Genomic DNA, 15,524 nt, shown 5'->3' with positions numbered 1-15,524 from the left:
CAATCCCTTTCGACAAGGCTGTCGCCATGATCTCGATGTCTGCGTTCCACTCCATGCTCATTCCCATCCTGTGCGGAATGATTCTGCTGGCCATCGGCTTCAACTTCCGTGACAAGAACGCCGGTGTGTTCGCCATGTGGATCGGCATGCTGATGATCCTGGCCACCGTGGTCTACAAGATCCTGGCCAAACTCAACGAATAAATCCGCGCCCGGCTCGCATTGAATCTGGCGGGCTCGTACACTCGCCCGATCCGCCCCTTGCGAGGTTGACCGCCTAGTGTTCGCTCGTCTTTTTGCCCTGCCCTGCCTGTTTCTCGTCTGCCTGATGACCCTGACGTCGCCGGCACCTGCCGACGCCGCCGGTCTGCCGGGACTGCTCACAGGTTCCGGCAAGGCTCAGCCCGAAGCTCAGGAACCGCTCGGCCAGTCGCTGGACGAGGTCATCAAGTCGCTGGAAAACGACAAGCAACGTGCCCAGTTGCTGACCGACCTGAAAAAACTGCGCGATGCCACGAAAAAAGCCCAGGCCACCCCGGAAGAAGGGGTACTGGGACTGATCGGCGGCACCCTCGCCACTTTCGAAAAACAATTCTCTGGCGCCGACAGTCCGCTCAATCGCTGGTCCGCTGAATTCGACATGGCCCAGGACGAACTGAAAGGCCTGATGCTGCCGGCCAGCGAATGGCTGCCGATCATCTTCGCCTTCGCCGTGATCCTCGCGGTCTGGAGCCTGCTCGCCGCCGCACTGATCTGGCTCGGTCACCGGGTACGCATGCGCTTCGGCCTGACCGAAGAACTGCCGCAACATCCCCGAGCCCTCGACATGCTGCGCTTCGCCCTGCGCAAGCTCGGGCCGTGGATGATCGCCCTGGTCATCACGGTGTACATGAGTTACGCACTGCCCTCGTCGCTGGGCAAAAGCCTGGCGATGGTACTGGCTTATGCGCTGGTGGTCGGCACCTGTTTCTCGGCCATCTGCGTGATCGCCTTCTCCGTACTCGACGGTCCGCACCGTCATCGCGCGCTGTACATCCTGCGTCACCAGGCCTTTCGGCCGCTGTGGCTGATCGGCAGCTTCGCCGCGTTCGGTGAAGCCCTGAGCGATCCGCGACTGGTGGCCGGTCTCGGCGTGCACCTGGCCCACACCGCCGCTACAGTCGCCAACGTCCTCGCGGCGCTGTCGACCGGTCTGTTCATCCTGCGTTTCCGCCGGCCGATCGCCCACCTGATCCGCAACCAACCGCTGTCCCGCCGCCTGACCCGCCGCGCCCTGAGCGACACCATCGAAATCCTCGGCACCTTCTGGTACGTCCCGGCGCTGGTGCTGGTGGGTATTTCGCTGTTCGCCACCTTCGTCTCCGCCGGCGACACCAGCACCGCCCTGCGCCAGTCGCTGATTTGCACCGTGCTGCTGGTGTTGTGCATGGTCATCAACGGCCTCGTCCGCCGCCACGCCCTCAAACCCCAACGCGGGCCGAAACGCCACGCGCTGTATTCCGAGCGCCTGAAAAGCTTCTTCTACACCCTCGCCCATTTGCTGGTGTGGCTGGCCTTCATCGAACTCGGCCTGCGGGTGTGGGGCATGTCGCTGATCGGCTTCACCGAAGGCGAAGGCCACGACGTCAGCGTCAAACTGTTCAGTTTGATCGGCACGCTGATCTTCGCGTGGCTGATCTGGATCCTCAGCGACACCGCCGTGCACCACGCCCTCACCCGTTCTCGCAAAGGCCTGGCCAACGCCCGCGCGCAAACCATGATGCCGCTGATCCGCAACGTACTGTTCGTGGCGATCTTCATCATCGCCCTGATCGTCGCCCTGGCGAACATGGGCATGAACGTCACGCCCCTGCTGGCCGGTGCCGGCGTGATCGGCCTAGCGATCGGCTTCGGCGCCCAGTCACTCGTAGCAGACCTGATCACCGGCCTGTTCATCATCATCGAAGACTCTCTGGCCATCGACGATTACGTCGACGTCGGCGGCCACCTCGGCACCGTCGAAGGCCTGACCATCCGCACCGTACGCCTGCGGGACATCGACGGCATCGTCCACACCATCCCGTTCAGCGAAATCAAAAGCATAAAAAACTACTCCCGCGAATTCGGCTACGCCATCTTCCGCGTCGCCGTGCCGTTCAACATGAGCATCGACGAAGCCATCAAACTGATGCGCGACGTCGGCCAGAAAATGCGCACAGATCCACTGCAGCGGCGCAACATCTGGTCACCGCTGGAATTTCAGGGCGTGGAAAGTTTCGAGTCCGGCAACGCGATATTGCGTGCAAGATTCAAGACCGCACCGATCAAACAATGGGAAGTTTCACGGGCATTCAACCTGTCGCTGAAACGGCATCTGGACGAGGCCGGACTGGACTTGGCGACGCCAAGGATGAATGTGCAAGTGATCACCGCAGGCGGTGGTGGCCAAACTCAAGAATAGACCCGAAGAATCGGGCCAACTTCAAGGCCCTCATCGCTGGCAAGCCAGCTCCCACCACTCACCACGATGAGCGTTAGCTCGAGTACCGCTCTTGACGTGCCGGCCCCATCGGCCGGCTGAGTGGAGGGATTCATCCGGGGGTGGGAGCGCAGCGACCGTGCGGCGCAGCCGCATGCATCGAGAGGAGGTGCAGCGAAGCAAACCGTAGGCGATGCCCCCGGATGAATCCCGGAACGAAGGAACACCGAGCCTCAGCGAGGTGCCGAACGCAGGGGCCCAGCGTTTTGGTTACTTTGGGGCGTTTGCCAAAGTGACTCGCCGTAAGGGCGAAACCGTCAGCGGCAGCACCCGAAGCAACGGATATTCACCCAAAACAACCCAAAACCTGGTCGGCCCAGAGGCCGCCAAGGTCAAACCACATCAACCCCCACGTGAATCGCATCATGCCGCCAAAACTCCAGATCACAATCAATCAACCGCCCAAACTGATCATAATTAACCCGAGCAATCCTCAACCCCGGACTCCCCACCGACACCCGCAACGCCGCCGCCGCATCGACCGATAAAGACGTAGGCACAATCTCGAACCGCACCCGCCCATAGTGCAAATCGTAATGCCGCGCATACAGCTCGGTAATCGACTGATTCAGATCAAACTCGAGAATCCCCGGAAAAAACTGCGGATTCAGATAATGCTCCACATACAACACCAGCCGCCCATCGATCCGCCGCGACCGGCAAATCTGAATCACGCTCGACAACGCCGGCAACTGCAACCACGCACAGACCGCCGCTGAAGCCGGCTGCAACCGCGCCGAAATCACCTCGGTCGACGGCACCCGCCCCTGCGCACTGACCATCGCGTGAAAGTGACTGCGCTGCATCAGGTTGTAAGCCAGACGCGGCGGCGACACGAACCAGCCCCGACGCTCCTCGCGATAAATCTGGCCCTGCGCCTCCAGCTGCAACAAGGCTTCACGCACCGTAATCCGGGTCGTGCCGAACAACTCGCTGAGCTTGCGCTCCGCTGGCAGTTTGCTCCCCGCTGCGAGCAACCCATGGTCGAGTTGTTCCTGAAGGATCTGGCCAATGGCTGTCACCGCTTTTGTTGCCTCATCGCGCATCAACGTTACCTATCTGGACTAGACCAGCACTGTTTCGGGGCAAAAACCGCACAGCGATAGCGCCGCTTGGTCGTGTTGCAAGCCTAGGCAGTGCAGATGACCGAGAGATGACAAAACTACCGAACGGTCGCTCTGACAACTTGCAATACATCGGCCAAGTCCCTTGTCCACCGGGACTTTGCGGGTGGTCTACGCTTAGCGGGCAGCCTTCGATACCGGAGAAATAAAACACGGGGCGGGCAACCGCCGACATCAAAGTGTCATCCAGCCCCCCTACATTGGCTCAGGTATTGCTGACCTAGACCAACACCAACCGCAATCGCAGCGTTGAACACGACCAAGGAGCTTCGGAATGAAACAGCTTTTCCTGGCAACACTGTTAGGCTCGACCATTGCCATGTGCACCGCCGCCATGGCGGCTGATGATCTGAAAACCCTCGAAGCCGCTGCGAAAGCGGAAGGTGCCGTCAACAGCGTCGGCATGCCCGATGACTGGGCCAACTGGAAAGGTACCTGGGAAGACCTGGCTAAGAAATACGGCCTGAAACACATCGACACCGACATGAGTTCGGCCCAGGAAATCGCCAAGTTCGCCGCCGAAAAAGACAACGCCACCGCCGACATCGGCGACGTCGGCGCGGCCTTCGGCCCGATCGCGGTCAAGCAAGGCGTGGTGCAACCGTACAAGCCGAGCACCTGGGATCAAGTGCCGGACTGGGCCAAGGACAAGGACGGCAACTGGGCGCTGGCCTACACCGGCACCATCGCCTTCATCGTCAACAAGAAGCTGCTGCACGGTTCCGAAGTGCCGACCAAATGGGCTGACCTCAAGGGCGGCAAATACAAGGTTTCCATCGGTGACGTAAGCACTGCCGCACAAGCTGCCAACGGCGTGCTCGCCGCAGCGCTGGCCAACGGCGGCGACGAGAAAAACCTCCAGCCTGCCCTGCTGCTGTTCGCAGACATCGCCAAGCAGGGTCGCCTGTCGATGGCCAACCCGACCATCGCCACCATGGAAAAAGGCGAGATCGAAGTCGGCGTGGTCTGGGACTTCAACGGCCTGAGCTACAAGGCGAAGATGGCCAACCCGGATGACTACGTGGTGCTGATCCCGTCCGACGGTTCGGTGATTTCCGGCTACACCACCATCATCAACAAATACGCGAAGAACCCGAACGCTGCCAAGCTGACCCGCGAATACATCTTCAGCGATGCCGGCCAGACCAACCTCGCCCGCGGCAACGCTCGCCCGATCCGCGCCGAGCACCTGCAACTGCCGGAAGACGTGAAAGCCAAGCTGCTGCCGAACGAGCAGTACAAGAAGGTCACGCCGATCAAGGACGCCGATGCCTGGGAAAAAACCTCCAAGGCCCTGCCGCAGAAGTGGAACGAAGAAGTCATCGTAGAAATGAAGTAAGCCCGTAAACCCAACAGGGTTTGACGCAAAACTCTGTGGGAGCGGGCTTGCCCGCGATGGCAATTTCACATTCAACAAATGTGTTGAATTGCATGACGCCTTCGCGGGCAAGCCCGCTCCCACAGGATCCGTGTTGATTTCGAGTTTTCCGATTTATTGTTTCGCGGAGTTTTTGCCCCTATGAAGCACACCGTCATCCTTGTCGTGCTCGACGGCCTCAACTACGAGGTCGCGCGTCACGCCATGGGGCATCTGCAGGCTTACGTTGGCGCAGGACGCGCCGCGCTCTACCAGTTGGAGTGCGAGTTGCCGGCCCTGTCCCGACCGCTTTACGAATGCATCCTCACGGGCGTACCGCCGATCGACAGCGGCATCGTCCACAACAACGTCTCGCGCCTGTCCAATCAGCGCAGCATCTATCACTACGCCCGCGATGCCGGTCTGAAAACCGCCGCCGCGGCCTACCACTGGGTCAGCGAGCTGTACAACCGCTCGCCGTTCGTGGCGGCACGGGATCGGCATACCGATGACCCGACGCTACCGATCCAGCATGGCCACTTCTACTGGAACGATCACTACCCGGATTCGCACCTGTTCGCCGACGCCGAAAACCTGCGCCTGCGCCATGCCCCGGATTTTCTTCTGATCCATCCGATGAACATCGACGACGCCGGCCACAAGCACGGCCTCGACACCCCGCAATACCGCAACAGTGCACGCAGCGCCGACATCATCCTCGCCGACTACCTGCAAGGCTGGCTCGACGCCGGTTGCCAGGTGCTGGTGACCGCCGACCACGGCATGAACAACGACCGCTCGCACAACGGCCTGCTGCCGGAAGAACGCCAGGTACCGTTGTTTGTACTCGGTGACGCCTTCAGTTTAAACACCGACGCCATGCCGAAGCAGACCGACATCTGCGGCACCGTCTGCGAGCTGCTCGGCGTACCTCACGACAAACCTGTGTGCCGGGAGTTGCTCAAGTGAACTCAATGACTCGCGGCAAATGGCTGGCCGCCCTGTGCCTGGTGCCTTTCGCACTGTTCTTTATCGTGTTCGAAATCGCCCCGCTGATCTGGGTGATGATCAACAGCCTGCAATCGGAAGAATTCGGTTGGGGCTTTGCCAACTTCAGCAAGATCTTCAATTCGAAGTTCTATCTGCAGGCGATCCAGTACAGCCTCGAAATCAGTTTCTGGTCGAGTGTGTTCGGGATCATCATCGCGGTGCTGGGCGCCTACTCCCTGCGCCGGGTCGATTCAAAACTGCGCAACTTCGTCAACGCCTTCGCCAACATGACCAGCAACTTCGCCGGCGTGCCCCTGGCGTTTGCGTTCATCATCCTGCTCGGTTTCAACGGCAGCATCACCATCATGCTGAAGCAGGCCGGGATCATCGAGGACTTCAACCTGTATTCGAAAACCGGGTTGATCATCCTCTACACCTACTTCCAGATTCCCCTCGGCGTGTTGCTGCTGTACCCGGCATTCGACGCCCTGCGTGAAGACTGGCGCGAATCCGCGGCACTGCTCGGCGCCGACAGCTGGCAGTTCTGGCGCCACATCGGCCTGCCGGTACTGACCCCGGCCCTGCTCGGCACCTTCGTGATCCTGCTGGCCAACGCCCTCGGCGCCTACGCCACGGTCTACGCCCTGACCACCGGCAACTTCAACGTATTGCCGATCCGGATTGCGGCGATGGTCTCCGGCGACATTTCCCTCGACCCGAACCTGGCCAGCGCCCTGGCCGTGGTGCTGGTGGCGCTGATGACCCTGGTGACTGTCGTGCATCAACTGCTGTTGAAGAGGAGCTACCATGTCTCGCGCTGAATCCGGCCCGGCCGGCGTCTACCACCGCGTCGTGGTCTATCTGTTGTTCGCAATCCTGCTGCTGCCGTTGCTGGGCACCTTGATCTACTCGATCGCCAGCAGTTGGTCGGCGACCGTGTTGCCCAGCGGTTTCACCTTCAAGTGGTACATCCAGTTGTGGAGCGATCCGCGCTTCCTGCACGCCTTCGGCCAGTCGCTGCTGGTGTGCGTCGGCGCGCTGATCCTGTCCGTGGTGCTGATCCTGCCGCTGCTGTTCGTGGTGCATTACCACTTCCCGAAACTCGATGCGCTGATGAACATCCTGATCCTGCTGCCCTTCGCAGTGCCGCCGGTGGTGTCGTCGGTGGGGCTGTTGCAGCTCTACGGTTCCGGGCCGATGGCGATGGTTGGCACACCGTGGATTCTGATCGGCTGCTACTTCACCGTGGCACTGCCGTTCATGTACCGGGCGATCACCAACAACCTGCAGGCGATCAACCTGCGCGACCTGATGGACGCCGCCCAACTGCTCGGCGCCAGCACCTTTCAGGCAGCTTTCCTGGTGGTGCTGCCGAACCTGCGCAAGGGCCTGATGATCGCATTGCTGTTGTCGTTCTCGTTCCTGTTCGGTGAGTTCGTGTTCGCCAACATCCTGGTCGGCACCCGCTACGAAACCCTGCAGGTCTACCTCAACAACATGCGCAACAGCAGCGGCCACTTCACCAGTGCGCTGGTGATTTCCTACTTCTTTTTCGTGCTGGTCCTGACCTGGGTCGCCAACATCTTGAACAAGGACAAAAGCGAATGAGCTATGTCAGCGTCCAACACCTTCAGAAAAACTACGCCGGCACCACCGTGTTCAGCGACATCAACTGCGAAATCCAGAAGGGCGAATTCGTCACCCTGCTCGGCCCGTCCGGTTGTGGCAAATCCACCCTGCTGCGCTGCATCGCCGGCCTGACGCCGGTGGATGGCGGCAAGATTCTGCTCGATGGTGTCGACATCGTGCCGCTCACCCCGCAGAAACGCGGGATCGGCATGGTGTTCCAGAGCTATGCGCTGTTCCCCAACATGACCGTCGAACAGAACGTCGCCTTCGGTTTGCGCATGCAAAAGGTCAATGCCGACGACAGCCACAAGCGGGTTGCCGAGGTGTTGAAATTGGTTGAACTCAACGATTTCGCCAGCCGCTATCCGCATCAGCTGTCCGGCGGTCAGTGCCAGCGTGTCGCCCTCGCCCGTTCGCTGGTCACCCGTCCGCGCCTGTTGCTGCTGGATGAACCGCTGTCGGCCCTCGATGCACGGATTCGCAAACACTTGCGCGAACAGATCCGTCAGATCCAGCGCGAACTCGGCCTGACCACGATTTTCGTCACTCACGATCAGGAAGAAGCCCTGACCATGTCTGACCGGATTTTCCTGATGAATCAGGGAAAGATCGTACAAAGCGGCGACGCCGAAACCCTCTACACCGCCCCGGTCGACGTATTCGCCGCCGGCTTCATCGGCAACTACAACCTGCTGGATGCGGAGAGTGCGTCGAAACTGTTGCAGCGGCCGATCAACCACCGCATCGCGATCCGCCCGGAGGCCATCGAATTGAGCCTCAGCGGCGAGCCCGATGCGCAGATTCGCAGCCACAGCCTGCTGGGCAACGTGATTCGCTACCGCGTCGAAGCCCGGGGCGTGGAACTGGTGGTGGATGTGCTCAACCGCTCGGCGGCGGATCTGCATCCCGACGGTCAGCGCCTGTCACTTTCCATCGATCCCACCGCCCTGTGTGAGGTAGCCTGATGACTTTGCTGACACCCAAGAGGGAACTGAACTGATGGCCCTGGCAATTTTTGATCTGGACGAAACCCTGATCCACGGCGACTGCGCCACCCTCTGGAGCGAGCAGATGGGGCGCCTGGGCTGGGTCGATCCCGAGTCGTTCATGCGCCGGAACAACGAGCTGATGGACGCCTACAGCCATGGCAAGTTGCGCATGGAAGACTACATGGACTTCAGCCTCGAACCGCTGATCGGTCGCACCCCGGAGGAAGTCGAGCACTTGGTTGGCCCATGGGTTGAAGATTTCATCGAGCCGATCATCTTCAGCGACGCCACCAAAACCATCGCCGCCCATCGCAAGGCCGGTGACCGGATTCTGGTGATCTCGGCCTCGGGCACGCACCTGGTCAAACCGATTGCCGATCGGCTGGGCATCGACGAGGTGCTGGGAATCGAACTGGAAGTGGCGCATGGCGTGTACAGCGGCCGCACCGTGGGCACGCTGACCTACCGCGAAGGCAAGATCACCCGCTTGCTGGAATGGCTGGATGCCGAAGAGGAAAATCTTGAGGGCGCGAGTTTCTATTCCGACTCACGCAATGACCTGCCGCTGCTGCTGAAGGTGGATTACCCGCATGTGGTCAATCCGGATCCGGTGTTGCTGGCAGAGGCCGAGAAGTCCGGCTGGCCGATCCACCTCTGGAAGTAAGCGATGGTCTTGTGGGAGCAGACCTGCTCCCACAAGCAATGATGATCAGCTCAGGCTTTCGTCGATCACCAGCACCAGCTTCCCTGCCACGGTGTTGCTCGCCAGCTCTGCAAACGCAGCCTCGGCATCCTTGATCGGGAACGCCTTGGCCAGTTGCGGCTTCAGGCGCCCTTCGGAAAACAGCGGCCACACGTGCTGGCTCAGATCGCTGAACAGATCGGCCTTGAACTGATCGTCACGGCTGCGCAGGGTCGAGCCCAGCAGTTGCACGCGCTTGGCCAGCACTTGGGCCAGATCCAGTTTTGCCTCACGGCCGCCCATCAGGCCGATCAGCACCCAGCGTCCGTCCTGGGCCAGCAACTTCAGATTCAACGCCGAATAATTGCCGCCCACCGGATCGAGGATCACATCGAACGGCCCGAAATCCCGCAGGCTTTCCAGATCGTCGGTGCGCACCACCCCGCCCTGGGCACCCAGCGATTCGCAGTACGCCAGCCGCTCAGCCGAGCCAACGCTGACCCAGCACGGATTGCCGAAAGCCTTGCACAGTTGAATGGCGGCTGAGCCGATGCCACTGGCTCCGGCGTGCAGAAGAACTTTCTCACCCGGTTTGAGCGCAGCGAGTTGAAACACATTCAGCCAGACGGTCGCGTAAACCTCGGGCAACGCCGCCGCTTCAATCAGCGACACGCCTTCCGGAACCGGCAGCACATGCCGTCCGTCGACGACCACCTCTTGCGCCATCCCGCCCCCGGCCAGCAAGGCGCAGACCCGGTCACCGACCTGCCAGGACGAGCCCGCGCCGACCTCGCTGATCACCCCGGAGCATTCAAGACCCAGCACGTGGCTGGCACCTGGAGGGGGTGGATAAAGTCCGGCTTTCTGTAATAAATCCGCGCGATTGAGGCCCGCTGCCGCCACCCGGATGCGAACTTGTCCTACATCACATGTAGGACTTGGTTCATCAACCCATGCCACTTGACCTTCAACGCCTTGCAATGCCTTCACAGTGCCTCCATAGTGAGTCTGGACTGAGCCCGAAGCTGTAGCGCCGGGCTTTTTGCATTATGCGACCGGCCCTGGGGTCTGAACGAACGCTGAACAGCAGTTATCGTACAGAGCGTAGAGGTACCGGCGACTTCAAAGACGGCCTAATATGCGTTATCAATTGTCCCCGCGTCGAATCAGCATGAAGCATCTGCTCCCCAGCACCGCCCTCGCTCTTTTCATCGGTATCGGTCTGTTGCCGGTGTCGGGCACCACATTCGCAGCCAACAGCTGGGACAAGTTACAGCCTGATCGCGACGAAGTGATCGCCAGTCTGAACGTCGTCGAGTTGCTCAAGCGTCACCACTACAGCAAGCCGCCGCTCGACGATGCGCGCTCGGTGATCATCTACGACAGCTACATCAAGCTGCTCGACCCGTCGCGCAGCTATTTCATGGCCAGCGACATCGCCGAATTCGACAAGTGGAAGACCCAGTTCGACGACTTCCTCAAGAGCGGCGACCTCAACGCCGGGTTCACCATCTACAAGCGCTATCTGGATCGCGTGAAGGCGCGTCTGGACTTCGCCCTTGCCGAGCTGAACAAAGGCGTCGACAAGATGGACTTCACCACCAAGGAAACCTTGCTGATCGATCGCAAGGACGCTCCGTGGCTCAAGTCCACCGCCGAACTCGATGACCTGTGGCGCAAACGCGTCAAGGACGAAGTGCTGCGGCAGAAGATCGCCGGCAAAGAGCCGAAGCAGATCCAGGAAACCCTGACCAAACGCTACAAGAATCAACTGGCGCGTCTGGACCAGACCCGCGCCGAAGACATCTTCCAGGCGTACATCAACACCTTCGCCATGTCTTACGATCCGCACACCAACTATCTGTCGCCGGATAACGCGGAGAACTTCGACATCAACATGAGCCTTTCCCTCGAGGGCATCGGCGCCGTGTTGCAGAGCGACAACGATCAGGTGAAAGTCGTGCGTCTGGTGCCGGCAGGCCCGGCCGACAAGACCAAGCAGGTTGCTCCTGCCGACAAGATCATCGGCGTTGCCCAGGGCAACAAAGAGATGGTCGACGTGGTCGGCTGGCGTCTGGACGAAGTGGTCAAGCTGATCCGTGGCCCGAAAGGCACCGTGGTCCGTCTGGAAGTCATCCCGGCCAGCAATGCGCCGAACGACCAGACCAGCAAGATCGTGCCGATCACCCGCGAAGCGGTGAAGCTCGAAGACCAGGCCGTGAAGAAGTCCGTGCTTAACCTGAAACAGGACGGCAAGGACTACAAGCTCGGCGTGATCGAGATTCCGGCGTTTTACCTCGACTTCAAGGCCTTCCGTGCTGGCGATCCGGACTACAAGAGCACCACTCGCGACGTCAAGAAACTGCTGACCGAGCTGCAGAAAGAGAAAGTCGACGGCGTGGTCATCGACCTGCGCAACAACGGCGGCGGTTCCCTGCAGGAAGCCACCGAGCTGACCAGCCTGTTCATCGACAAGGGCCCAACCGTGCTCGTGCGTAACGCCGATGGCCGGGTCGATGTACTTGAAGATGAAAACCCGGGCGCGTTCTACAAAGGCCCGATGGCGCTGCTGGTCAACCGCCTGTCCGCCTCGGCTTCGGAGATCTTCGCCGGCGCCATGCAGGACTACCACCGTGCGCTGATCATCGGTGGCCAGACCTTCGGCAAAGGCACCGTGCAGACCATTCAGCCGCTGAACCATGGCGAACTGAAACTGACTCTGGCCAAGTTCTACCGGGTTTCCGGTCAGAGCACCCAGCATCAGGGCGTACTGCCGGACATCGATTACCCGTCGATCATCGACACCAAGGAAATCGGCGAAAGCGCCCTGCCGGAAGCCATGCCGTGGGACACCATCCGTGCGGCGATCAAACCGGCGAGCGATCCGTTCAAGCCGTACCTGGCCCAGCTGAAATCCGAGCATGACACCCGTTCCGCCAAGGACGCGGAGTTCGTGTTCATCCGCGACAAGCTGGCCCTGGCGCAGAAGCTGCTGGAAGAGAAAACCGTCAGCCTCAATGAAGCCGAACGCCGTGCCCAGCACGCCGACATCGACGCCAAGCAACTGGCGATGGAGAACATCCGTCGCAAGGCCAAAGGCGAAGAACCGCTCAAAGAGCTGAAAAAAGAAGACGACGACGCCCTGGCAGCCGCCGAGCCGGACAAGGTCAAACCGGAAGACGACGCCTACCTGAGCGAGACCGGGCGCGTACTGCTGGATTACCTGAAGCTGAGCAATCAGGTCGCAAAGAAGTAAGGTGATGGCAATTTAATGCTGACGATCCCCGGATCGTCATCAAACAGTCATCATTCTGTCGTGCAATAAAGGACTGGGAGCTGTTCTCTTCATCGAGAACGCTCCCAGTCCTTTTTTTATCGCCAGAGATTGCCATGACCACGACCGAACAGCTGAGTGCCTTGAGCTCGATCCTGACTCAAAGCGGATTACACAGCCTGTTCCAGCCGATCATTTGCCTCTCCGAACGGCGCATTCTCGGCTACGAAGCCCTGACTCGCGGCCCTTCCAACAGCCCGCTGCACTCCCCCATCGCCCTGTTCGCCGTGGCCCGCCAGGCCGGACGCTTGAGCGAACTGGAAATCGCCTGCCGGCAAAGCGCCTGTCGTCGTTTCAACGAACAGCAGTTGCCGGGCAAGCTGTTTCTCAACGTCTCTCCCGAATCCTTGCTCGAAGCCGCGCACCAGCCGGGGCGTACGCTGCAATTGCTGCAGGATTTTGGAATTCCGCCGAGCCAAGTGGTGATCGAACTCACCGAACAGACGCCGATCGACGACTTTCAGTTGCTGCAAACAGCACTGCATCACTATCGAGCCATGGGGTTTTCAATTGCCCTCGACGACCTTGGCGCGGGTTATTCAAGCCTGCGCCTGTGGTCGGAGCTGCGACCGGATTACGTGAAGATCGACCGGCACTTCATCGACGGCATCCATCAGGACGCGTTGAAGCGAGAGTTCGTCGGATCGATCCTGCAAATCGCCAAGGCCTCGCGAGCTCAGGTGATTGCCGAAGGCATCGAGTTGCCGGAAGAGTTGGCGGTGCTGACCGAGATGGGTGTCGATCTGGTGCAGGGCTATCTGCTCGGCCGTCCTCAGGAACACCCACCGCGCGATGCCCGCGCCTTGATGCCCAAGCACGACAGCAGCGCCGTTGCACTAAACGATGAAGGCAGCGATCTCAGCGCCCTACTCAACGATCAACCGGCCGTGAATCGCGACACACCGACCGCTACCGTACTGGAAGCCTTCCGCCGCCAGGCCAACCTGAACTCACTGGCGGTGCTCGACGAACAGGGCCAGCCGTGCGGCATCGTTCATCGTCACTCGTTGTCCGATGCGCTGCTCAAACCGTTCGCCACCGACCTGTTCGCCCGCAAACCGATCAGCCGCCTGATGAACGACGACTTCCTCGCCGTGGAAATGAGCCAGTCGCTGCAACAGGTCAGCCGCCTGATCACCAGCCGCGCCCGGCAACGCATCGAAGAAGATTTCATCATCACCCTCAACGGCAGCTACCTGGGTCTGGGTCGGGTGATTGACGTGCTCAAACTGATTACCGAACTGAAAATCCAGCAGGCCCGCTATGCCAATCCGCTGACCTTGCTGCCGGGGAATGTGCCGATTCAGCAGTGCCTGACACGGTTGCTGCAACAGGGACGGGAGTCGGTCATTTGTTATGTCGACATCGACAGTTTCAAACCCTTTAACGATATCTATGGGTATGGTCGTGGGGATGAGGTGTTGTTGTGCCTGGCGCAATGCCTCAACGAACGTGTCGACCCATCCCGCGATTTCGTCGGGCATATCGGCGGGGATGATTTCCTGTTGGTGCTCGGCCCGGAGGATTGGCGCAAACGGCTGAATCAATTGCTTGATGATTTCCAGAGCCAATGCCGACGGTTTTATCGTCCCGAACATCTTGAGGCTGGGTGTTTTGTTGCGCCGAACCGCCAGGGTATTCGTCAGGAGTTTCCGTTGCTGTCATTGTCCATTGGCGTGGTGCATTTGCATCCTGAAGCATGTGCGCAGCTGGATGCGAGTCAGTTGGCAGAGATGGCTTCGCAGGCGAAGCATCATGCGAAGAATGTTCCAGGGTATAGCGTGCATTTGATTGATAGCCTTTCCCTGTCTAACCTCCATCAATTAAAGACAATCGAGCAGTTCTGACCTCTTCAAATGCACGAAACGGCTAAACCAATAAAACTCACCATTGATCTTGATCTTCAAGGCTCGCCCGAAGTAAATCTTCCCTCCACGACCTAGTAACTATTTCATATATATGTTCAAAAAAACCACGAGGATCTATTATTTCCGTTTTGTCCCATGCAAGCACTCTCGGATTATCAAAGTCGCTCTGAAACTCTCCCGAAAAATCAAAACCAGCATCCTGCAAATGGCTTTCAAGGATTTTATAAATCAAAAACCTATGGCGATAGGTTAGATAATCAAATTCAGGAACAATAAAATTCTTAATTATTTCTTGTTGATCCTCATACTTATTAGGGTCATAAACCCACAATGCCTTACCAAGCGTCTCTTCCCGATCATAAATCGATATCCCACTCAACAAGTGAGAGAGCCGGGGTTCATATGGAAATTCCGTAAATGGTTGCATCAACATAACTTCACCTATCTTGGAAAGCCAGTAAATGGCCGTGTAATATCTCGTTTATCAAATTTCACTTCCGCCCCATCCAAGCTATCTATATAACGAGGATTGCTTAGATCTCTTTCATTAGGTTTATAGCCACGACCTGCTCCTGGCAGTTTCATCCTAACAATAGGATTTTGGTCAGCATCATACCCTGTAGGCTCAGGAACTTTTTTATGCATCCTGGATAAAGCAAAATGCAACGCTCGAAACTGCATCATCCAACTACGGAATTGAGAACTCGGCCCCACCATCCCTCTAACGCCTTTTTTTGTTGGATGTGAGCCATCTATTGACCTCTGCTTTAAAGCTGCATCGTCAATTTCTGGCCCATGTTTTTCTACAGAGTGCATTCTGTATTGTCTGTTCCAAGCTAATACCTGACGTTTAGCTTCAGCTTCATTTTTTGGCCCATCTTTACCAACCGCCGGAACGATAGGCAACCCTTGATTTACGTTAGGTTTGTTAGCCTGAATTGGTACTGAGCACTTCTGGATCTTATTGTTTTTGGGCGGCGGACAGTTGGACGTCAACCCCAACGGATCCACCCACCCCGTCGGATTCGGCACGT

13 protein-coding genes and 1 pseudogene are annotated in these 15,524 nt (G+C 58.9%); 10 read left to right on the top strand and 4 right to left on the bottom strand.

Features of this window, described 5'->3' with window-relative positions:
- Positions 1–26: 26 nt before the first annotated feature.
- Positions 27–203: a hypothetical protein gene (locus tag ACODTD_RS26855; protein ID WP_007960078.1), complete on the top strand. Its 177-nt coding sequence runs from the start codon at positions 27–29 to the stop codon at positions 201–203.
- A 76-nt stretch (positions 204–279) separates the two neighbouring features.
- The gene (locus ACODTD_RS26850; protein WP_285354603.1) at positions 280–2,439 is read left to right on the top strand and encodes a mechanosensitive ion channel family protein; all 2,160 of its coding nucleotides are present in this window, start codon (positions 280–282) and stop codon (positions 2,437–2,439) included.
- 410 nt (positions 2,440–2,849) lie between these two features.
- On the opposite strand, the gene ACODTD_RS26845 is transcribed toward ACODTD_RS26850, so the two are convergent.
- Positions 2,850–3,563 carry a UTRA domain-containing protein gene (locus ACODTD_RS26845; RefSeq protein WP_011333178.1) on the bottom strand — a complete coding sequence of 238 codons (714 nt, stop codon included), beginning with the start codon at positions 3,561–3,563 and terminating at the stop codon, positions 2,850–2,852.
- Between the two features lie 352 nt (positions 3,564–3,915).
- Between ACODTD_RS26845 and ACODTD_RS26840 the strand changes: the two genes are divergently transcribed.
- The 6 genes from ACODTD_RS26840 (at position 3,916) to ACODTD_RS26815 (ending at position 9,270) form a co-directional block, all read left to right on the top strand.
- Entirely contained in the window at positions 3,916–4,980 is a 1,065-nt protein-coding gene (locus tag ACODTD_RS26840; RefSeq protein ID WP_134023264.1) for an ABC transporter substrate-binding protein, read from the top strand.
- 180 nt (positions 4,981–5,160) lie between these two features.
- Positions 5,161–5,967 (top strand): alkaline phosphatase family protein, encoded by an 807-nt coding sequence (locus ACODTD_RS26835; RefSeq protein ID WP_285354602.1) that lies wholly within the window; start codon positions 5,161–5,163, stop codon positions 5,965–5,967.
- Between the two features lie 5 nt (positions 5,968–5,972).
- Positions 5,973–6,809 (top strand): ABC transporter permease, encoded by an 837-nt coding sequence (locus ACODTD_RS26830; RefSeq protein WP_011333175.1) that lies wholly within the window; start codon positions 5,973–5,975, stop codon positions 6,807–6,809.
- Complete coding sequence (locus ACODTD_RS26825) at positions 6,796–7,596, top strand: ABC transporter permease (RefSeq protein WP_201820439.1); 801 nt, start codon at positions 6,796–6,798, stop codon at positions 7,594–7,596. The genes ACODTD_RS26830 and ACODTD_RS26825 overlap by 14 nt, the downstream gene beginning before the upstream one ends.
- On the top strand, positions 7,593–8,582 hold the full coding sequence (locus ACODTD_RS26820) for an ABC transporter ATP-binding protein (RefSeq protein WP_011333173.1): 990 nt from the start codon (positions 7,593–7,595) through the stop codon (positions 8,580–8,582). Before ACODTD_RS26825 ends, ACODTD_RS26820 begins: the two co-directional genes overlap by 4 nt.
- A 34-nt stretch (positions 8,583–8,616) precedes the next feature.
- Positions 8,617–9,270, top strand: a complete 654-nt coding sequence (locus ACODTD_RS26815; RefSeq protein ID WP_064378699.1) for an HAD family hydrolase — start codon at positions 8,617–8,619, stop codon at positions 9,268–9,270.
- A 45-nt stretch (positions 9,271–9,315) separates the two neighbouring features.
- On the opposite strand, the gene ACODTD_RS26810 is transcribed toward ACODTD_RS26815, so the two are convergent.
- The gene (locus ACODTD_RS26810; RefSeq protein ID WP_011333171.1) at positions 9,316–10,278 is read right to left on the bottom strand and encodes a zinc-binding dehydrogenase; all 963 of its coding nucleotides are present in this window, start codon (positions 10,276–10,278) and stop codon (positions 9,316–9,318) included.
- Between the two features lie 181 nt (positions 10,279–10,459).
- Here ACODTD_RS26810 and ACODTD_RS26805 point away from each other — a divergent pair, with 181 nt between their 5' ends.
- Positions 10,460–12,544, top strand: a complete 2,085-nt coding sequence (locus ACODTD_RS26805; protein WP_170929008.1) for a carboxy terminal-processing peptidase — start codon at positions 10,460–10,462, stop codon at positions 12,542–12,544.
- A gap of 134 nt (positions 12,545–12,678) precedes the next feature.
- Positions 12,679–14,469, top strand: coding sequence for a bifunctional diguanylate cyclase/phosphodiesterase (locus tag ACODTD_RS26800; RefSeq protein WP_085608822.1), 1,791 nt, complete (start codon positions 12,679–12,681; stop codon positions 14,467–14,469).
- Between the two features lie 37 nt (positions 14,470–14,506).
- Here ACODTD_RS26800 and ACODTD_RS26795 read toward each other — a convergent pair whose 3' ends face one another.
- Together ACODTD_RS26795 and ACODTD_RS26790 are read right to left on the bottom strand one after the other, a co-directional pair.
- A complete protein-coding gene (locus ACODTD_RS26795) occupies positions 14,507–14,923 on the bottom strand; it encodes a hypothetical protein (RefSeq protein WP_489105375.1) in 417 nt (138 codons plus the stop codon).
- An 8-nt stretch (positions 14,924–14,931) separates the two neighbouring features.
- A pseudogene (locus ACODTD_RS26790) lies at positions 14,932–15,524 on the bottom strand (type IV secretion protein Rhs); the annotation flags it as partial.

The sequence above is a fragment of the Pseudomonas sp. FG35 genome (assembly GCF_057809295.1).
This window is presented reverse-complemented; position numbering and strand designations above follow the sequence as displayed.